A 19,492-nucleotide genomic window follows, 5' to 3' on the forward strand; every position below is an offset into this window, starting at 1 on the left:
GCCACCGGTCCAGCCCGGCGGCAACAAAAAAGGCCGCATCTGTCGATGCGGCCTGCCAGTCTACTGTATCCGGCGTCGAACCCCCGGTGCGATCACCGCAGCGACACGCTTTCGTTCAGGATCCGCGGCGTCAGGAACACCAGCAGCTCGGTCCGGTTGCGGACCTTGGCGTTGTTCTTGAAGAGGTAGCCCAGCACCGGGATATCACCCAGCAGCGGCACCTTGTCGGTGTCGTTGGACTCGGTCTGCGTGTAGATGCCGCCGATCACCACGGTGCCGCCGTTTTCCACCAGCACCTGCGTCTGCACGTGCTTGGTGTCGATGGCAAAGCCCGACGTGGTCTGGATACCGACGCTGTCCTTGTTCACGTCCACGTCCAGCAGCACATTGCCTTCAGGCGTGATCTGTGGCGTCACTTCCAGCTTCAGGTTGGCCTTGCGGAACTGCACCGAGGTGGCGCCGCTGGAGGTGGCGGCCTGGTACGGCAGCTCGGTGCCCTGCTCGATCAGCGCCTTGATGTTGTTGGCCGTGACCACGCGCGGGCTGGAAATGATCTTGCCCTTGCCGTCCGCCTCGAGCGCCGACAGCTCCAGCGCCAGGAAACGGGTGGCCGCGCTGTTGAACAGGCTGACCGCGATGTTGGCCGGGTTGGTGCCGTTGATCGAGGCGGCCGGCAGGCTCAGGAACGGGCCGTTGTCCGAGGTCGAGCCCGGCAGCACGTTGTTATAGGTGTTGCCGACCTTGGCGTTGTTGTACTGCCCGGCAAAGCCCAGCTTCACGCCGAGGTTGCGGCTGAAGGAATCGGTGGCCTCGACAATGCGCGCCTCGATGATGACCTGGCGCACCGGGATATCGATCTTGCCGATAAAGCTCTGCACCTCTTCGAGCTTGCTGGCGATATCCGACACGAACAGCTGGTTGGTGCGCGCATCGGCGGTCAGCGAGCCGCGCTTGGACAACATGCGCGCACTCGCCCCCGCGCCGCCCGCCGCCCCAACGGGGGTCACAGCGCTGCCGCCGCCGGCACCCATGCCCAACAGCATCCGGCGCACGTCTTCGGCGCGCTGGTAGTTGAGCTGGAACACCTGGCTGCGGATGGGCTCGAGGTCATTGATCTGCTGCTGCGACTCGAGCTCGAGCTTTTCCTTGGTCTGGAGTTCAGCCTTGGGCGCCACCCACAGCACATTGCCGTTGCGGCGCGACGCCAGCCCCTTGGCATCCATCACAATCTGCAGGGCCTGGTCCCACGGCACATCCTTCAGCCGCAGCGTGATATTGCCCTGCACGCTTTCGCTGGTGATGATGTTCAGGTTGGTGAAGTCCGCGAACACCTGCAGCAGCGAACGGATGTCGATATTCTGGAAATTCAGCGACAGGCGCTCGCCACGGTAGCCCGGGCCGCTGATCAGCTTGGTCGGGTCTTCCTTGACGGGCCGCACCTCGACCACGAACTGCGTGTCGGTCTGGTAGGAACTGTATTCCCAGTGGCCGCGCGGCTCGATGGTCAGGCGCGCATTGCCGTTGGTGTCGGAGGCAAGCATGCTCTGCACCGGCGAGCCGAAGTCGCTGACATCGAAGCGCCGCCGCAGGTGGTCAGGCAGCGTGGTGCCGAGGAAATCGACCACCACGTTCTTACCCTGCTGCGCGATATTGATGCCCGAATCGCGCGAGGACAGGTCCACCACCACGCGCCCGGCCCCGTCCGCGCCGCGCCGGAAGTCGATATGGCGCACCGACGGCCGCGCCGCCGCGGCTGCAGGCGTCGTCGCCGCAGCCGGGGCGAACGTGGGCACGGCGTTCTTGACCGCCGGCGCCACATTATCCAGCGCCACCACGAAGACATTGCCGCGCTGGTCGGTGCGATAGGTGGCGTTGCGGGTAAGCTCGAGGATCACGCGGGTGCGGTTGCCGATCTGCAGCACGTTGGCGGCCTTGACCAGCTTGCCGCCGTAGTCATACTGCGCGCGCCCGTTGGCAACGCCGGTATCGGCAAAATCGATCGCGAGCCGTGCCGGGTTCTGGGTGGTGAAATCGATCGGCTTCTGCGCCAGCGGCCGTTCGAGTTCGACCGTGAACACGGTCTGCTCGCCGACCGTGCTGACGTCCACCGCCTTGATCCGGTTGCTCTGTGCCAGTGCCGCCGGTGCGGCACTGAGCAGCAACAGCGCGAGCGTCGCGCTTGCGGCGCCCGCGAGCGCACGGTACCAGCGCGCGGGGGTCATGCCGACACCTCCAGCTTGAGGCTGGTCATTTTCTCTTTCCACTCGGATACCCCCTCCCGGACTAATTCGCGCAACACGATCTCCTGATCGGTGATGCGGACCACCCGGCCGTAACTCTGGCCGAGATACTGACCCACCTTTACGTGGTGGATCTTGTTATCGACGCGTACGATGCCGAAGGTTTCCCCCTGCTTCTTCAGCATCCCGAGCATCTTGAAATTCTCGAGGGGGTAGTCTTCCAGCGGCTGGCGCGGCCGCCCGGCTTCGGGCGAATCCGACAGCGTCTTGTTCAGTTCGCCGATCTTGGCCTGGGCGAAGGGCTCCGGCGCATTGGCCGCGGCATATTCGCGCGCCACGTAGGGCTTGGCTTCGGGCAACGGCTCGGGCGGCTTGGCGCGGGCGTTGCGCGTGGCGTCCATCCACTGGCGCAGCGCGTCTTCGTCGCTGGCGCCACACGCGCCCAGCAGGCCGACGGCCAGCGCCGCTGCCGCCATCACGCGGGGCGATGCCCGCAGGCGCCGCCATGCCGGGCCGCCAGGACGATGGGCGCAATGGGTGCGATGGGTGCGGCTCATTTGGCACCTCCCGTCTTGGCCGCGGCGGCAGCCGCGGCGGCCTTGCGTTGCGCGGCCTGCTCGTCAGGATCGAGCGCACGGTACGCCATTGCGACCGCCTCCATGGAGAGTCCACCCTCCTTGGTATGGGCAAGCTGCAGGCTCTGCATCGACACGATCCGCGACAGCGCGGCCACGTCGGCGTTGAATTGCGCCACCTCGTGGTAGCGGCCGGTCACGCGCAGGTTCACCGGGATCTCGGCAAAGTAAGGCTTGAGCACCGCCGCCTGTGGCTTGAACAGCTCGAACTGCAGGCCGCGCGCCACGCCGGCATGGTTGACGTCGGCCAGCAGCGCGTCCATCTCGGTCTTGTTGGGCAGTTGCCGCTCCAGCAGCGCGACGCGTTGCTCGACCTGCTTTTTCTGCTCGCGCAATGCGTCGAGGTTGGCCACCTGCGCCACCTTGGTCTGGTACGCCTGCTTCAGGTTTTCCTGTTCCAGCCGCTGGCGGCCGAGCTCGTCGAACTTGCCGCTCCAGTAGAACTGCCAGCCGAGCAGCAGCACCAGCGCCGCGGCCATCACGGCGAACAGCACGCGCGGCGCGGCCGGCCACGTTTCCGGCTCGTTGAGGTTGAGCCCGCGGAACTGGCTCGTCAGGTCGGCCAGGTTGATTTCGGTATTGAGCGCCATGGTCAGGCTGCCTTTCCGGATGCGGCTGCAGGTGCGGGAGCTGAAGCGGGTGCTGAAGCAGGTGCGCCGGCGGGATTGCCCGCCGTACCCTTCTTGCCATTGGCGTCCGGCGCCTCCGGCGCGCGGTACGCGAAGCGCATCGAGAAATCGAACAGCCGGCGCTGCTCGCGCAGGTTGTTGGTCATCGTGACCGCCTTGGACTCGACCAGCTCGGCCTTGTCCAGCCACGGCACGTCGCCAAGGTTGCGCAGCAGTTCGGAGATGCGCTCGTTGGACTGGGCCACGCCGGCGATGGTGAAGGCCTCGCCCGCCTGCTTCAGACTGGTCAGGTAGACCCCTTCCGGCACCTGGCGCACCAGTTCTTCCAGCAGCTGGACCGGGCGGTTGCGCTCGGTCTGCAGGCTTTCCACCGCCTTCTGGCGCTGCAGCAGCGCGTCGATATCCTTCTTGAGGTTGTTGACCTCGCGGATCTGGCCATCGAGCCTGGCGTTCTCCGCGCTCAGCACCTGGTTCAGCGCGACCACGGAGTCGATACGACCGTCGATATAGAGCCCGCCCAGCAGCACGACGGCGGCACCGGCCGCGGCCGCACCGCCGAGCAGGGAATAGACCTTCTTGCGCCGCGCCGCCTTGCGGGCTTCGTGGTAAGGCAGCAGGTTGACCGAAGGCAGCGTGTTCGTGGACATTCGAATGCCTCCGGTGCGTTATTGCAGGCCGCGCAGGGCCAGGCCGGCACTGACGATATACGCCGGCAGGTCGCGCTGCAGGTAGCGCTCGTTGACCTTGGCGTTGGTCGCCATGTTGGCGAACGGATTCGCCAGCGTGGTGGTGATCTTGGTCTGCTGCTGGATCGCCGCCTGCACGCCCAGCAGCGAGGCATGGCCGCCCGACAGCAGGATCTCGTCGACGCGTCCCAGGCTGGAGCTGGCGATGAAGTTGCCGATCGCGGCCTGCACTTCCAGCGCCAGCGCATCGAGCGACGGCTTGAGCAGTTGCGCGCGCCACGCTTCGGGCAGCGTGTTCTTGCGCTTCTTGATCTCGGCCTTGAGCGCATCGAGCGTGAACATGCGCGCCGCGCTCTGCGTGAGCTGGTCGCCGTAGCTGTTCAGCGGCTGTTCGTAGAGCTCTTTCCAGCCCTGGTAGAAGATCGCCTTGGAGCGGCTGCCGCCCAGGTGGACCACCGCCACCACGGGCAGCGCGCGGGCATCGGCTTCGGACATCTCCTGGGGCACGCCCAGCATCTGCACGATCGAGCGCTGCACCGCGTACTCTTCGACGTCCATCACCTGCGGCTTGAGCCCGGCCATCTCGGCGGCGGTCACGCGCTCCTGCACGCGGTCGCTGTTGGCAGCGGTGACGCGCACGCCGATGCCGCCCTCGGTCTCGCTGGGGCCGATCACGGCGAAGTCGAAATTGACCGCCTGCGATGGCGGATAGAGCCGGTGTGCCTCGGACTCGACCTGCGAATACAGTTCGTCCTCGGACAGGTTGTCCGGCAGGCTGACGGTCTGCGACTCGGTCAGCATGGACGGCACGCCCAGCACCACGTCTTTCGAGCGGATGCCGGCCTTGCCGAGCGCACGCCTGAGCGCGATCCCGACGGCTTCAATGTTGATGACGTTGCCATCGGCAACGGCATTGCGGTCCAGCAGTTCGCTGGCGCACTTTTCCAGCCGATAGTCGTGCTTGCCGCCACCGACGGACAACTCGACTACCTTGATACTGGAAGACCCGATATCCACGCCGACCGTAGTCCGGCGCAGAAGCCCCGACAAAATGCCCCGTCGCAAGGTGACCCCCCTGACTTTGAACTCGCCCACGGCTTGTACGCTCTAATCGGGCGAGCCTTGTTTCTTGACCGAAACACTTGCTCTTATATGTTGGCCGATTCTCACAAAAACCGGCACCGGTGGCAATGTGCCGGTCTGACCACGATTCCTTTTTCAGACGGCTCTCGCCAATCCGTTGTCAAAACCCCACGGTCGTCGGGTTCCCTTCCGCCTAAGCTTGCTGCATGTAACTTCGCCCTGCATGCCGCCTTCCGCTGTCTTACATCTTGTAACAGCACTGTAGCGACGCGCGGGGCACTGCGCGCCCGGCACGCCCGATGCCGGAAGATATAATGCCCGGCACCCCTGACTAGGTATTTTCCTTATGGCCACAGCACAACAGAAGCATCCTGCCCGCCGCCCGATCTGGGCGCGCTTCATGTTCTGGGCGGTGGGGCTGGTTGTTGCCGGTGCCGTCATGATCGCGCTGCTGCTCGGCTATGCGCTGCTGGTGGCCGCGCCCAACCTGCCCTCGCTGGACACCATCACCGACTACCGGCCCAAGATCCCGCTGCGGATCTACACGGCGGACAATGTGCTGATCGGCGAGTTCGGCGAAGAGCGCCGCAACTTCGTGCCGATCGCCGAAATCCCCGACGTGATGAAAAAGGCCGTCCTGGCGATCGAGGACGACCGCTTCTACGAACACGGCGGCGTCGACTTCGTCGGCGTGATGCGCGCGGGACTGGCCAACCTGCGCGGGGGCCTGTCGCAAGGTGCGTCGACCATCACCATGCAGGTGGCGCGCAACTTCTTCCTGTCGAGCGAGAAGACCTACACCCGCAAGATCTACGAAATGCTGCTGGCGTACAAGATCGAGGCCAACCTGAACAAGGACCAGATCCTCGAGCTGTACATGAACCAGATCTACCTGGGCCAGCGCGCATACGGCTTCGACAGCGCCGCGCGCGTGTACTTCGGCAAGTCGGTGCGCGACGTGACGCCGGCCGAGGCCGCGATGCTGGCCGGCCTGCCCAAGGCGCCGTCGGCGTACAACCCGGTGGTCAACCCCCGCCGCGCCAAGGTGCGCCAGGAATACATCCTGCAGCGCATGCGCGACCTGCGCTACATCAGCCCCGAGCAATACGACGCGGCGGTGCGCGAGGAACTGAAGGTGCGCACCGAGGGCAACGAGTTCTCGACCCATGCCGAGTACGTCGCCGAAATCGTGCGCCAGCTGATGTACGCGCAGTACCGTGAAGAAACCTACACGCGTGGCCTGACCGTCTACACCACGCTGACCAAGCCCGACCAGGATGCCGCGTACGAAGCCGTGCGCACCGGCATCATGAACTACGAGCGCAAGCACGGCTACCGCGGCCCCGAGGCCTTTGTCGACCTGCCTTCCGATCCGGCCGAGCGCGAGCAGGCGATCGACGATGCGCTGGTCGAGCACCCGGGCAGCGGCGACCTGCGCTCGGCCGTGGTCACCAGCGTGTCATCCAAGCAGGTCAAGGCCACGCTGCTGTCGGGCGAGGTGGCGACCATCGAAGGCTCGGCGCTGCGCTTTATCTCGCCGTCTATGTCGGCGAACGCGCAGCCCAAGATGAAGATGCGCCCCGGCGCGATCATCCGCGTGACGCAGGATGACAAGGGCAACTGGTCGGTCACGCAGCTGCCGGAAGTAGCCGCCGCGTTCGTGTCGCTGAACCCGCAGGACGGCGAGATCCGCTCCATGGTGGGCGGCTTCGACTTCAACCGCAACAAGTTCAACCACGTGACGCAGGCCTGGCGCCAGCCGGGTTCGAGCTTCAAGCCGTTCATCTATTCGGCGGCGCTGGAGAAGGGCTTCTCGCCGGCCACGGTGATCAACGACGCGCCGCTGACGATCGGTCCCGATACCGGCGGGCAGGTGTGGGAGCCGAAGAACTACGACGGCCGCTTCGAAGGCCCGATGACCATGCGCCGCGCGCTGGCCAAATCCAAGAACCTGGTTTCGGTGCGGATCCTGCGCGCGATCGGCACGCAGTATGCGCAGGACTACATCACCCGCTTCGGCTTCGAGGCCGACAAGCATCCCGCCTATCTGCCGATGGCGCTGGGCTCCGGCGCCGTGACGCCGCTGCAGATGGCGGGCGCATACTCGGTGTTTGCCAACGGCGGCTACCGCGTCAACCCTTACCTGATCCAGAAGGTTGTGGACGCGCGCGGCAACGTGATCTCCGAAACCCATCCGCAACGCGCCGGCACCGATGCCGTGCGCGTGCTCGACGCACGCACCGCGTTTATCGCCGACACCATGCTGCGCGACGTGGTCCGCTTTGGCACCGCCAACAGCGCCAAGCAGCGCCTGGGCCGCAACGACCTGGCCGGCAAGACCGGTACCACCAACGATGCGGTCGATGCCTGGTTCGCCGGCTACACGCCTAACCTGGTGGCGATTGCCTGGATGGGCTACGACCAGCCCAAGAGCCTGGGCGTGCGCGAGACCGGTGGCGGGCTGGCGCTGCCGATCTGGGTCGGCTACATGAGCAAGGCGCTCAAGGGCGTGCCCGAGTCGCCGGAGCGGCCGGCGCCCGAAGGCGTGCTGATGGTGGGCGGCGACTGGACCTTTGAGGAGAACGCGGGCGGAGCCGGCGTGGCCTCGGTCGGCCTGGGCGACCCGTGGCCGGGCAAGCCGGACGAATCCTCGACGGCACCGGCGCCGGATACCGAGCAGGAGAAGAAGAAGATCCTGGAAATGTTCGGCGGCGCCTGATTGCTCCGCAGTATCGCCAGAATGCAGAAAAGCCGGCCATGGCCGGCTTTTTCTTTGCGCAACGCGTGCTTTGCTTCAGCCCAGCTTGAGGATGGCGCCGGCCTGCTCGCTCACATAGCCCGACAGCGCCGCGTACAGTTCGCCGCCATTGCGCGTGTCGACCCAGCGCTCGCCGTCGCGGCGGAAGTGGAAGCCGCCGGAGCGCGCCGCCACCCACAGTTCCTGCATCGGCGCCTGGCTGTTGATGATGATCTTGGAGCCGTTCTCGAACTCCAGTTCCATCACGTTGCCGGTGCGGCTGATTTCCACATCGGCATCGGCCGCGTCGGCGGCCGCTTCGACCGCGGCTTCGATGCGGTCCAGTTCCTCGGTGGCCAGGGCCAGGAACTCGCTTTCGCTCAAGGGGGGCATGCTAAACTCCGAGACCGCCGTTGCCGCCGCTGCCCGGACCGGGCGTACGTGGCGCGAACGGCTTTTTTGTTGAGAATTCATGTTGCGCAGCGCCTCGGCGATCCGGCCGCGCCGGACCCCGCCAACGTCATGCCAACAGCCTAAAGGACGACCGATGGGACAACCGATGCTGCGTCGTGTTGCGATTGTATCGGCGTTTGCCGCCACCCTTGCGATGCCCCTGCTGGGCGGATGCGGCATCCGCGGGCCGCTGACCATGCCCAAGGTACCGCCCGAGCCGACTGCGCCCACCGCGGCCGATCCCGGCCTGGGCCGTACCGACGCGGTGCCCCTTCCGGCGCAGGCTCCGGCCAGCCAGCCGGCATCGTCGCCCGCCGCCCCCACTACCCGATAACCATGACCGCTTTTTTCCATCGCCAGGACGGTGCGCTTGCCGTCGAGCAGGTGCCGCTGGCGCAGATCGCCGCTGAGTTCGGCACGCCCACCTATGTCTATTCGCGCGCGGCGCTGACCGCCGCGTACCAGGCCTACGCCGCCGCCTGCCAGGGCCGCAAGGCGCAGGTCCAGTACGCCATGAAGGCCAACTCCAACCTGGCCGTGCTGCAAGTGTTCGCCAGGCTGGGGGCGGGGTTTGACATCGTCTCGGGCGGCGAACTCAAGCGCGTGCTGGCCGCCGGCGGCGACGCACGCAAGGTGGTGTTCTCGGGCGTGGGCAAAAGCGCGGCGGAGATGGAACTGGCGCTGGCGCACGACGTACGCTGCTTCAATGTCGAGTCGATCCCCGAGCTGGACCGCCTGAACGAGGTTGCCGGCCGTATCGGCAAGCGCGCCCGGGTGTCGCTGCGCATCAACCCGGATGTCGACGCCAAGACCCATCCGTATATTTCCACCGGCCTGAAGGGTAACAAGTTCGGCATCGCTTTCGAGGACGTGCTGCCGACCTACCGCGCCGCGGCCGCGCTGCCGCACCTGGAAGTGACCGGCATCGACTGCCATATCGGCTCGCAGATCACCGAGGTCGAGCCCTACCTGGAAGCGCTGGACAAGGTGCTGGACGTGGTCGAGGCGCTCGAGCGCGAGGGTATCAACCTCGAGCACATCGACGTGGGCGGCGGCCTCGGCATCACCTATACCGACGAGACCCCGCCCGACATCACCGGCTTTGCCACCACGCTGCTGGAACGCGTGGCCGCGCGAGGCCACGGCCACCGCGAGGTGCTGTTCGAGCCGGGCCGTTCGCTGGTGGGCAATGCCGGCGTGCTGCTGACGCAGGTGGAATTCCTCAAGCCTGGCGAAGCCAAGAATTTCTGCATCGTCGATGCGGCGATGAACGACCTGGCCCGCCCCGCGATGTACGAGGCGTACCACCGCATCGAGCCGGTCGCGCTGCGCGACGCTGCGATGGTGACCTACGACATCGTCGGGCCGGTGTGCGAGTCGGGCGACTGGCTTGGCCGCGACCGCGCGCTGTCGGTGCAGCCGGGCGACCTGCTGGCGGTCATGTCCGCGGGCGCGTACGGCTTCACCATGAGCTCGAACTACAACACCCGCCCGCGCGCCGCCGAAGTGATGGTGGACGGCGCCCGCGTGCACCTGGTGCGCGAGCGCGAACTGGTCGAAGACCTGTTCCGCGACGAGCGCCTGCTGCAGGACTGATCTGCGCAGCGCAGCCGGCTATGGGGCCGGCTGCGGCGCTGCAGTTCATCAGGCAGCCCTGCCCTTGCGCGCCCACCACCAGACCCGCATCCCCAGCAGCACGAACATCACCGCGGCATAGATGGAGACTTCGCCGAAGTCGTTCTTGCCCGCCTTGTGCCACCAGTAGTGCAGGATCGCCAGCACGGCGGTCGCATAGACCAGCCTGTGCAGCGCCTGCCAGCGCTTGCCGCCCAGGCGGCGCACCATGCCGTTGGTCGACGTCAACGCCAGCGGCACCATCAGCATGAAGGCCGTGAACCCCACCGTAATGAAGGGGCGCTTGTACACGTCCTTGATCATGTAGGCCAGGTCGAAGCCGCGATCCACGCCGATCCACAGCAGGAAGTGCTGCACCCCATAGAAGAACGCAAACAAACCCAGCATGCGGCGCAGCCTGATCAGCCAGTTCCAGCCGGTCAGCCGGCGCAGCGGCGTGATCGCCAGCGTCAGGCACAGCATCACCAGGGTCCAGGTGCCGGTGGAACGGGTGACGAATTCCAGCGGGTTGGCGCCATATTGCCCGGTTGCGCCCAGGTAAAGCAGGCGGATGAACGGCAACAGGGCCAGCAGCCACAGTACGATCTTGATGGCGCGCACGCGCTGCGGCGACAAGGCAGCCAGGCCGGCCGGCTTGCGCGCCACGCCGCCCGCGGCGGTCACTGCGTTGGAAGTGGAGGCCATGCGTTCACCCGGCATCAGAAGTTCTTCTTCAGGTCCATGCCCTGGTACAGCGATGCCACCTGCTGGCCGTAGCCGTTGAACGGCAGCGTCTTGCGCTTGGGCGCGAACAGCGCGCCGAAACCGCCGCCGCGGTCCTCGCCGATGCGGCGCTCGGTCGCCTGGCTCCAGCGCGGGTGGTCGACGTCGGGGTTCACATTGGAATAGAAGCCGTATTCCTGCGGCGCCGCCAGGTTCCAGCTGGTGGGCGGCTGCTTGTCGACAAAGCGGATCTTCACGATCGACTTGGCGCTCTTGAAGCCGTATTTCCACGGCACCACCATGCGCACCGGCGCGCCGTTCTGGTTGGGCAGCACCTCGCCGTACAGGCCGAAGGTCAGCAGCGCCAGCGGGTGCATCGCCTCGTCCATGCGCAGGCCTTCGCTGTAGGGCCAGTCGAGCACGCTGCTGCTGACGCCGGGCATCTGCTTCTTGTCGGCGAGCGTGATGAACTGCACGTATTTCGCGCCGGGTTGCGGCTCGACGCGCTTGATCAGCTCGGCCAGCGGATAGCCGATCCAGGGGATCACCATCGACCATCCTTCGACGCAGCGCAGGCGGTAGACACGCTCCTCCATCGCCGCGACTTTCATCAGCTCATCGAGATCGTAGACCTTGGGCTTCTTCACCAGCCCTTCCACCGACACCTGCCACGGGCGCGGGCGCAGCGTGCCGGCGTTGCGGGCCGGGTCGGACTTGTCGGTGCCGAACTCGTAGAAGTTGTTGTAGTTGGTCACGTCCTCGTAGGGCGTCCGCTTCTCGGTCACGACGTAGGCGTTGTTGGGCGTGGCCGCCAGCTTCGGGCCGTGCTGTCCCTGCGCCCAGGCGTTGCGGGCAAACCATGGCGCCAGCGTGGCGCCGGCGGCACCTGCAGCGGCCAGCGCGAGCATGCGGCGGCGCGACTCGAAGACATCGCGGGGGGTGATCTCGTCGGCGGCGATATCGCCGCCGCGGAGCCATTTGGGGGAAGGAATCAACATGGTTTTCCTCGTTGCCTGGCGCTTGCAGGGTTGGACTCAGTGCTTGGTCGTGGCGTGCGGGCCAGTCCTGACAGATTTTTTCGATGCGGCGTAGTCACCACGCCAGGGGCTAGCCGCCCTGGTATTGCTGGTAGACCGCCTGCGCCAGCGTCAGCAGCCGGGCGCGCTCCAGCGGCCCGGCCAGCGCAAAGCCGAGGTCGCGGTCGATCCAGTAGAACGCCATCGGCGCCGGGCCTGGAGCCGGCCGCCGAGAACCTTCGCGCGCCATGCGTTCGACGCGGAAGCCGGTGTCGGGCGTGCCTTGCGCCATGCGCCGCAACTGCAGCGACAGGCGCGTGCCGTCGTCCGCTTCGTACATCAGGATGGCCGACGGGCCGCCTTCGGCCACGCCCAGCCGTCCGCCGATCAGGTGGAAGCCCTGCGCGCGCAGGTCGGGCACTTGCAGCGCCATGCCGAGGCGCTTGGACAACCACGCGATCAGGTGCGCCTCGTCGCTGGCGGCGACTTCCACCGGGTGGCGCATTTCCGGCGCGTACACCACATGCGTGGCAAGCGCCTCGCGCGCAAAGCGCTCGCCGGGTGCCATCGCCACGGTGGTGGTGGTGTCCATGCGATCGTGGGCCATCCAGCCGAGCGCGCCCCCGAGCGCCAGCAATGCCACCGAGGCACAGCTCGCGGCCAGCGCCATGGTCCAGCGCGGCGCGCGGCGGCGCCCGGCCTGGCGCGGCTCGCCATGCAGGGCGGGCGGCAGCGCGGCCATCGGCACCGGCTCGTTCAATACGGGATCCAGCATGCCGTGCAGCGCATCGGCCTGGCGGCGCCACGCGGCGACCTGCGCCGCTGCATCCGGGTGCTGCGCCAGGTACGCTTCCACCGCGGCGCGGCGCGCGCCAGACAGCTGGCCATCGGCGTAGGCATGGAGATCGGCTTCGTGGATCGCGGACATCATTTCACCCGCTGCAGTGAGCTGGCGGCAGGTATCGGCTGGGCGGGGGCACCGCCGTCGAGCAGCCGCCGCATCTGCTCGCGCGCACGCGCCAGGCGCGACATCACCGTGCCTTGCGGGATGTCGAGCACGCGCGCCGCCTCGGCATAAGTCAGTTGTTCCAGGCTGACCAGCAGCAGCACCGCGCGCTGGGCTTCGGGCAGCTGCGCCAGCGCCTGCAGCAGATCGCGGCGCAGGCCGGGGTCGGCCGCGGGCGCGCTGACCTCGGGCAGGGTATCGGTGGCCACCACCAGGTCCTTGCGGCGCAAGCTGTTCAGGCGCAGCCGGTGCATCAGGGTCAGCAGCCACGGCAACAGGCCGTCGGCGCCGTCGCCCCACCAGGCGCCGGGGCGCAGGCGGAAGCGCCAGCGGTAGCGCAGCGCGCGCTCGAGCGTGTCCTGCACCAGGTCGTCGGCCTGCGCCGAGTCGCCGGTAAGGCCGCGCGCGTGGCGCCGCAGCCGCGGCGCCAGCGCGACGAGCTGGCCTTCAAAGCCTTCCATGCCGTGGCTTGCTTCAGTACGTCCGGGGCATCAGCCCATCAGGGCTTGGCGACGTGCCAGACGTTGTTGAGGTTGTCGCCGGTCTTGTCGCCAGGCTTGGCGTCCTTGGCAAAGCGGTACAGCGGCATGCCGCGGTAGGCCCACTGCTTGCCGCCGTCATCGCGCGTGATGATGGTGTATTGGCCCGACGCGTTGGTGCCTGGCGCGGCCATCAGCGGCGGCCAGTTGGTGGCGCAGGGGCCGTTGCAGGCGCTCTTGCCGCTGTTGGCGGTGTCGCGGTCGAAGGTGTACAGCGTCAGGCCCTGCGGGTCAGTCAGCACGCCACCGGTCACCTTCACCGTGGGCGGCATGGTGCCGGCGCTGCTGCCGCCCATGCCCATGCCGGAACAGCCGGCGAGCAGGACAGCCGCGCAGCCGAGCGCCAGCGCGGCGGGACGAACGAGGGATGCTGCAGAGGTAAGACGCACACGTGCCATGATCTTGTTCTCCATGCTAACCGGTGCCGCCAGCCGGCACCGCTCCTACAGTAAACACCGGATGTGATGCCTTTATTCCGTCACCTTGTAAAAAAGTCGAAAAAAAACCTGCCCGGAGGCAGGTTTTCTTGCATCGCACCATGGTGCGTCGTAAGTGGCGGTCAGAGTTCGCCGTAGCTATGCAGGCCAGACAGGAACATGTTGACGCCGAGAAACGCAAAGGTCGTCACCAGCAGTCCGACCAGCGCCCACCACGCAGCCACCGTCCCGCGCAGCCCCTTCATCAGCCGCATGTGCAGCCACGCCGCGTAGTTCAGCCACACGATCAGTGCCCAGGTCTCCTTCGGATCCCAGCTCCAGTAACCGCCCCAGGCTTCTGCCGCCCACAGCGCGCCGAGGATGGTGGCGATGGTGAAGAAGGCAAACCCGACCGCGATGGCCTTGTACATCACGTCGTCGAGCAGCTCCAGCGACGGCAGCCGTTCTGCCAGGATGCCGCGCTGCTTGAGCAGGTATGCGACCGACACCATCGCCGCCAGCGCAAAGGTGCCGTAGCCGATGAAGTTGGCCGGCACGTGGATCTTCATCCACCAGCTCTGCAGCGCAGGCACCAGCGGCTGGATTTCCTGCGCGTTGCGGGTGACCGTGTACCACAGCAGGAAACCCACCGCGGCCGATACCACCAGCATCACGAACGGCCCCAGCGCGCGCGTGCCGTAGCGGCCTTCGTAGTACAGGTAGAACAGCGAAGTGATCAGCGTGAACAGCACGAACACTTCATACAGGTTCGAGATGGGGATATGGCCGATGTCGGTGCCGATCAGGTACGACTCGTACCAGCGCACCAGCATGCCGGTGAAGCCCAGCACGATCGCGCCCCAGCACAGCTTGCTGCCGATGCTGTAGCCGGTGTTCGAGCGTGTGGCCAGCCCGACCCAGTAGAACAGCGTGGACAGGAACACCAGCGCGCTCATCCACAGGATGGCCGACTGGCTCGACAGGAAGTACTTGAGGAAGAACACCTGGTCCGCACGCGCGAGCTGGCCCTGGTAGAGCTGGATCGCGAACAGCGACAGCACCGTCAGCCCCAGCATCAGCGGACGTACCGCCTTCCAGTGCCAGCCGAGCAGTGCAAAGGTAGGCACGGCGCCGATCAGCACCGCCTTGTCGTAGCCATCCATCCACTGCCCGTATCGCGACAGCGCAACGCCCGCGCCGACGGCCAGCGCCAGCGCGAACAGCCAATCCACCCACGTCAGCCGGCGCAGGAAGGAAGGTTCGAGATAGGCCTCGTCGCCGGCGTCCCCAGGGGCAGGCGTTGCGCGCGTGGCTTGCGTGGCGCCGCGCATGGTTTGGTCGCCGGGATTCAGATTTGAAGACATAGCGTACCTGCTCGTTTAATCGCTGCCGTTTTGATGTGGCGTTTCCGCGGGGGTCCCGCCGGCAGCACGGCCGATGTCGTCGCGCAGTGCCGTGAATTCCTTTTCGAAATCCATCGTGCGGCGCTGGGTCGACATCGCCATCAGTACATGGCTGCTGGACGGCACGGCGTCTCCCTCGGCGGGCTTGTCCTTGATCCAGATCCAGACGCGGCGCTCGCGGATATAGAACATCGCGAACACCCCCAGTGTCAGCAGCAGACAGCCAAGATACACGATGTTCTTGCCCGGCGCACGGGTCATCTGGAACACGCTGGCCTTGATCTCCTTGAACTCGTCAAGTTGCAGGAATACCGGTGCGCCGTAGAAAAAACTGTCTGACAGCGCACTGATCGCCTGCTGCAGGAAGGTGCCGCTCTGTGCGCTGTTTGGCACCACCGGCAGCTTGTCCTGGGCGCGCGCCAGCTGCCACAGCTCCCACATCGAGCCATTCAGTATCTTCAGCAGGACGTCGGCGGCCTTCTGCTGCTCGGCCTGCGGCACCGACTTTTCCAGGAATGCCGCGATTGCGGTGAAGCCGCCCGGGGGCGAGTCCGGCGTCGGGCGCGTGGCGCCCGCAAACAGGTCGAGCGCGCGCAGTGCGCTTTCGGCAAGCTGGCGGCGCAGGTCGGCCTTGTCGTCTCCCGGCATCGACGCCAGCGCAAAGCGGCGGGCGGCCTCGCCCCGAAGCGCGCGGTCCTGCAACGCGGCGCGCAGGCGCATCCAGTCGGCAACGCTGCCCTGGTCGTCGGCGGGAATGCGCAGGTAGCGGAACTGCTCGCTCGGCGATTCGCGCATGCCGGCCAGGAACACCGACTGCCCGTCCATCTGCACCGGCACCATGTAGTTGTTGTACTCGCGTGCCTGCCCGGTGCGATCGCGCAGCTTGTACTGCACGGACGGGCCTACGTTGCGCAGCGTCTTGGCGCGGTCGGCGCTGGCCGCGGCACCCAGGTGCTTTTCCAGCGTCTCGTTCAGCGATTTGCGCGCGACGCCGCGTGCGTCAGGCTTGCCCGAGGCATCGGTGACGTTCTCGATATTCATCAGCCGGAAGTCGCTGAACTCGACCGTCACGCCTTCGTTGTCCGCGCCGGTGCCGGTGCCCTTCAGCGGCGCATTGCCGCCCACGGCACCATTGATGGCAAAGGTGCCACGAGCGGTGCCCTGCATCGGGTAGCCGACGAACTTCAGGCGCGAGCCGCCATCTTCGAAGCTGGACTGGTAGATGGCGATGCCGTCGACGATCAACGGCTCGTTCACCTTGATGGTGGCCTCGGTCTGCTTGCCGGTGACGCGGTCGGTGACGATCACGTCCGAGGCGAACAGCTTGGGCATGCCGGTCTCGTAGAAGTCGATCGAGAACTTCTTGAGCGTCAGCGCAAACGGCAGGTCCTGCACCAGCGCGCCGTCGGCGACGTTCAGGATGGCCGTGGACACGGTCTGCCCCTCGGGCACATAGGCATTGCCGCGGAAACCGGGGTTGGTCGCCGGCAGCCGGTGCTGCGGCGGGATCTCGCTGATCACCGCGTTGCCGCTGATCGGGGTCTTGCCACCCAGCCACATCTGCGCGCGGATCAGCATGTCGCCATCGAGCAGGCCGCCGATGCAGATCACCACGATGGCGGTATGCGCCAGGATATAGCCGACCTTGTTGGCGGCCCCCGCCTTGCCCGCCAGCAGCGTGGCGCCGTCATGGTCGACGGCCTTGATGCGGTAGCCGCGGTTGCGCAGCAGCGCCGACAGCCTGCCGACCGCCTCGGTGCGCGCGCGCGCGCCGTCGAACTCGCCGCGATGATGGAAGGCGCGCAGGCTGCGCTCGCGCACATGGTCCTTCCATGAGCGCATGTCCCCGATCATCTTGGGGGTGTTGCGCACCAGGCAGAGCGTGGTGGACACCACCAGGAAGGCCAGGATCAGCAGGAACCACCACGAGCCGTAGACCTTCTGCAGCGATAGCGTATGGAACACATCGGCCCAGAACGGACCGAACTGGTTGACGTAGTTCGGATACGGCTCATTCTGCTTGAGCACGGTACCGATCACGCTGGCGATGGAGATCACCGTCAGCAGCGCGATCGCGAAGCGCATCGAGGACAACAATTCGACCGCGTCGCGCAACACGCGGTGAGAGGTCTTCAGGTGCAGCCCTGAAGTGGAAGCGGTCGACATGTGCAGTGACACCTAAGACAACATGCTGCTTTGAAATGAAAAAGGGTGGACTTGCTTGAACGAGCAGGCCACCCTTTTCGATTTTGACAGGCGCGTTCGGTTGCATGCCGCGCGGGCTGCACGCCGAAGCGCCGGCGCCCGGCGGCGCCAGCGTACTGCGCTAACGTCGTTACCGGACGCCGGCGACGTAGTCCGCCACCGCCTTGATCTCGGCATCCGACATCTTGGCAGCGATGGTCGTCATGACCGAATTATTCTTGCGGGTGCCCTGGCGGAACGCCACCAGCTGTGCCTCGGTGTATTCCGACCACTGTCCGCCGATACGCGGATACTGGGCCGGAATGCCGGCGCCGGTGGGGCCATGGCAGGCGGCGCAGGCCGGCACGCCCTTGGCGGCGATGCCGCCACGGTAGATCTTCTGGCCTTCCTCGATCGTGTTCTTGTTCTTGGCGGTGGCCGGCTTGATCGGCTGCTTGGCCAGGTAGGCGCCGATGTTGCGCATTTCGTCGTCGGTCAGCACCGATGCCATCGGCACCATGATCGCGTTGTTGCGCGCCTTGGACTTGAAATCGGCCAGTTGCTTGTGGACGTATTCCGGATGCTGGGCGGCCAGCTTGGGGTTGGCGGCGGCCGCGCTGTTGCCGGCTGCGCCGTGGCAGCTCAGGCAGGCAGGCACATTGCGATCGGGGGCGCCTTGCGTGTACAGCGTCTCACCCTTGGCCGGGTCGGCCTTCGCGGCGGCCTGCTCTGCGGCAGATGCCAGTCCGGAAAGGGCGGCTGCAGGAACGGCCAGTGCCAGGACACCCAGAATCTTCGCAATGCGGTTCATTCGCACACCTTCTCTGAATTGTTTTGGATACCGTGATGCATGCCGACCGGCACTCTGCCGGCGGTGAGGACGCGCCGGGGCAAAGGCCTGACATCGGGGCGACCCGCGCGGATGACCGATCCGCTGCGGTTTGCCTGGCGGCAGACCTCCGCCAGCCCCTGCTCCGCCGCCGCGGCACCCGAGGTGCAACGCGTGATGCGAAACAAGGCCGTGCCCACGATAGGACGACACAACGAGGCTTCCCGTCCGGACAACGGCAGCCGAGCCACGCGGCAAAGGATGTCGCGCGTCACCCGGTCAGGAGACCGTAAACCGGCGTATTGTACAATAAGTTATGTGCCGGATTGATGCCTTGCGCCCTGCTATGCCGTGTTGAAACGGTCTCGCGCTGCGCCAGATCAAACCCGGCGAGCGGCCCCGCCGCAGCCCTGCCCACCCTTGGCGGTACCCCGGCCACGGCCGCGCCAATGCGCGCCGCGCGGCGCCCCGCCCTACCTCTCCAGCGCATGTCCCTTCTCCACCAGGCCCGCTTCTTCATTACCGTCAACCACCTGCGCGACCTGCCCGCCACGGCCGTGCCCGAGGTAGCGTTCGCCGGCCGCTCCAACGCCGGCAAGTCCACCGCCATCAACATCCTGTGCAACCAGAAGCGGCTGGCGTTTTCCTCGCGCACGCCCGGGCGCACGCAGCACATCAACTATTTCACGGTGGCCCCGGTCAAGGCACCGGACCCGCAGGCATTCCTGGTCGACCTGCCGGGCTACGGTTATGCAGAGGTGTCGGGCTCGGCCAAATACCACTGGCAGGGCCTGCTCAGCGACTACGTGCAGACGCGGCCGCAACTCTCGGGACTGATCCTGATGATGGATGCGCGCCGTCCGTTCACCGATCTCGATTGCCAGATGGTCGAGTGGTTCCTGCCCACCGGCAAGCCGATCCACGTTCTGCTGACCAAGGCCGACAAGCTCACCAACAGCGAGAACGCCAAGGCGCTGCGCGAGACGCGCAAGATGCTGCAGGGCTACGCAGAGCAGCTGGAAACGCCGGTGCCCCTGACCGCACAGCTGTTTTCGAGCCTCAAGCGTCGCGGCATCGAAGAAGCGCAGGGCGTGATCGCCGGCTGGCTCAACCTGCCGGAAGCGCAGAAGAACGCGGCGCAGGACGGTGCCACGGCACCAACGGCGGCTGAACCTCCTGCCACCACAGACCCTGCGGCATAACGCCGCAGCGTAGCCAGCGCGCAAAAAAAGCCCCGTTGCAAGCAACGGGGGCGAACTTTCCCGCCGCTGGGGCGGGTACCCGCTCAGGGAGGAGTAG

Annotated in this window: 18 protein-coding genes; 4 read left to right on the forward strand and 14 right to left on the reverse strand. The window is 66.4% G+C overall.

Features of this window, described 5'->3' with window-relative positions:
• Nucleotides 1-92: 92 nt before the first annotated feature.
• From AC5WJ1_RS15535 to pilM, 5 genes are read right to left on the reverse strand one after another with little or no spacing between them, the layout of a single operon-like run.
• Complete coding sequence (locus tag AC5WJ1_RS15535) at nucleotides 93-2,222, reverse strand: type IV pilus secretin PilQ (protein WP_135706063.1); 2,130 nt, start codon at nucleotides 2,220-2,222, stop codon at nucleotides 93-95.
• Nucleotides 2,219-2,797, reverse strand: coding sequence for a pilus assembly protein PilP (locus tag AC5WJ1_RS15540; RefSeq protein WP_431189891.1), 579 nt, complete (start codon nucleotides 2,795-2,797; stop codon nucleotides 2,219-2,221). The genes AC5WJ1_RS15535 and AC5WJ1_RS15540 overlap by 4 nt, the downstream gene beginning before the upstream one ends.
• Nucleotides 2,794-3,465 (reverse strand): type IV pilus inner membrane component PilO, encoded by a 672-nt coding sequence (locus AC5WJ1_RS15545; RefSeq protein ID WP_135706064.1) that lies wholly within the window; start codon nucleotides 3,463-3,465, stop codon nucleotides 2,794-2,796. The genes AC5WJ1_RS15540 and AC5WJ1_RS15545 overlap by 4 nt, the downstream gene beginning before the upstream one ends.
• 2 nt (nucleotides 3,466-3,467) lie before the next feature.
• Nucleotides 3,468-4,151 carry a PilN domain-containing protein gene (locus tag AC5WJ1_RS15550; protein WP_133093446.1) on the reverse strand — a complete coding sequence of 228 codons (684 nt, stop codon included), beginning with the start codon at nucleotides 4,149-4,151 and terminating at the stop codon, nucleotides 3,468-3,470.
• A gap of 18 nt (nucleotides 4,152-4,169) precedes the next feature.
• Entirely contained in the window at nucleotides 4,170-5,240 is a 1,071-nt protein-coding gene (gene pilM / locus AC5WJ1_RS15555) for a type IV pilus assembly protein PilM (protein ID WP_195431139.1), read from the reverse strand.
• A gap of 379 nt (nucleotides 5,241-5,619) precedes the next feature.
• Here pilM and AC5WJ1_RS15560 point away from each other — a divergent pair, with 379 nt between their 5' ends.
• On the forward strand, nucleotides 5,620-7,992 hold the full coding sequence (locus AC5WJ1_RS15560) for a penicillin-binding protein 1A (RefSeq protein ID WP_167884601.1): 2,373 nt from the start codon (nucleotides 5,620-5,622) through the stop codon (nucleotides 7,990-7,992).
• Between the two features lie 75 nt (nucleotides 7,993-8,067).
• Here the strand turns inward: AC5WJ1_RS15560 and cyaY are convergent, their stop codons facing one another.
• Nucleotides 8,068-8,403 carry an iron donor protein CyaY gene (cyaY, locus tag AC5WJ1_RS15565; protein WP_135706065.1) on the reverse strand — a complete coding sequence of 112 codons (336 nt, stop codon included), beginning with the start codon at nucleotides 8,401-8,403 and terminating at the stop codon, nucleotides 8,068-8,070.
• A 166-nt stretch (nucleotides 8,404-8,569) separates the two neighbouring features.
• Between cyaY and AC5WJ1_RS15570 the strand changes: the two genes are divergently transcribed.
• Both AC5WJ1_RS15570 and lysA read left to right on the forward strand, forming a co-directional pair.
• Nucleotides 8,570-8,797: a hypothetical protein gene (locus AC5WJ1_RS15570; protein ID WP_133093444.1), complete on the forward strand. Its 228-nt coding sequence runs from the start codon at nucleotides 8,570-8,572 to the stop codon at nucleotides 8,795-8,797.
• Between the two features lie 2 nt (nucleotides 8,798-8,799).
• Nucleotides 8,800-10,059, forward strand: coding sequence for a diaminopimelate decarboxylase (gene lysA, locus AC5WJ1_RS15575; RefSeq protein ID WP_135706066.1), 1,260 nt, complete (start codon nucleotides 8,800-8,802; stop codon nucleotides 10,057-10,059).
• A gap of 48 nt (nucleotides 10,060-10,107) precedes the next feature.
• Here the strand turns inward: lysA and msrQ are convergent, their stop codons facing one another.
• The 8 genes from msrQ to AC5WJ1_RS15615 all read right to left on the reverse strand — a co-directional run bounded on the left by msrQ (nucleotide 10,108) and on the right by AC5WJ1_RS15615 (nucleotide 18,175).
• Entirely contained in the window at nucleotides 10,108-10,797 is a 690-nt protein-coding gene (msrQ, locus tag AC5WJ1_RS15580) for a protein-methionine-sulfoxide reductase heme-binding subunit MsrQ (RefSeq protein ID WP_133093442.1), read from the reverse strand.
• On the reverse strand, nucleotides 10,797-11,798 hold the full coding sequence (gene msrP / locus AC5WJ1_RS15585; RefSeq protein WP_135706067.1) for a protein-methionine-sulfoxide reductase catalytic subunit MsrP: 1,002 nt from the start codon (nucleotides 11,796-11,798) through the stop codon (nucleotides 10,797-10,799). Before msrP ends, msrQ begins: the two co-directional genes overlap by 1 nt.
• 109 nt (nucleotides 11,799-11,907) lie before the next feature.
• A complete protein-coding gene (locus tag AC5WJ1_RS15590) occupies nucleotides 11,908-12,747 on the reverse strand; it encodes an anti-sigma factor family protein (protein ID WP_135706068.1) in 840 nt (279 codons plus the stop codon).
• Complete coding sequence (locus AC5WJ1_RS15595; protein WP_133093439.1) at nucleotides 12,744-13,283, reverse strand: RNA polymerase sigma factor; 540 nt, start codon at nucleotides 13,281-13,283, stop codon at nucleotides 12,744-12,746. The genes AC5WJ1_RS15590 and AC5WJ1_RS15595 overlap by 4 nt, the downstream gene beginning before the upstream one ends.
• A gap of 38 nt (nucleotides 13,284-13,321) precedes the next feature.
• Nucleotides 13,322-13,759, reverse strand: a complete 438-nt coding sequence (locus tag AC5WJ1_RS15600) for a COG4315 family predicted lipoprotein (protein ID WP_195431093.1) — start codon at nucleotides 13,757-13,759, stop codon at nucleotides 13,322-13,324.
• 161 nt (nucleotides 13,760-13,920) lie between these two features.
• Nucleotides 13,921-15,108 carry a c-type cytochrome biogenesis protein CcsB gene (ccsB, locus tag AC5WJ1_RS15605; protein WP_494476547.1) on the reverse strand — a complete coding sequence of 396 codons (1,188 nt, stop codon included), beginning with the start codon at nucleotides 15,106-15,108 and terminating at the stop codon, nucleotides 13,921-13,923.
• 48 nt (nucleotides 15,109-15,156) lie between these two features.
• Entirely contained in the window at nucleotides 15,157-17,346 is a 2,190-nt protein-coding gene (locus AC5WJ1_RS15610; RefSeq protein ID WP_195431098.1) for a cytochrome c biogenesis protein ResB, read from the reverse strand.
• A 169-nt stretch (nucleotides 17,347-17,515) separates the two neighbouring features.
• Entirely contained in the window at nucleotides 17,516-18,175 is a 660-nt protein-coding gene (locus tag AC5WJ1_RS15615; protein WP_133093435.1) for a c-type cytochrome, read from the reverse strand.
• Between the two features lie 506 nt (nucleotides 18,176-18,681).
• Here AC5WJ1_RS15615 and yihA point away from each other — a divergent pair.
• A complete protein-coding gene (yihA, locus tag AC5WJ1_RS15620; RefSeq protein ID WP_135706070.1) occupies nucleotides 18,682-19,395 on the forward strand; it encodes a ribosome biogenesis GTP-binding protein YihA/YsxC in 714 nt (237 codons plus the stop codon).
• Nucleotides 19,396-19,492: the final 97 nt, after the last annotated feature.

The organism is Cupriavidus sp. MEYA8, from assembly GCF_059278825.1.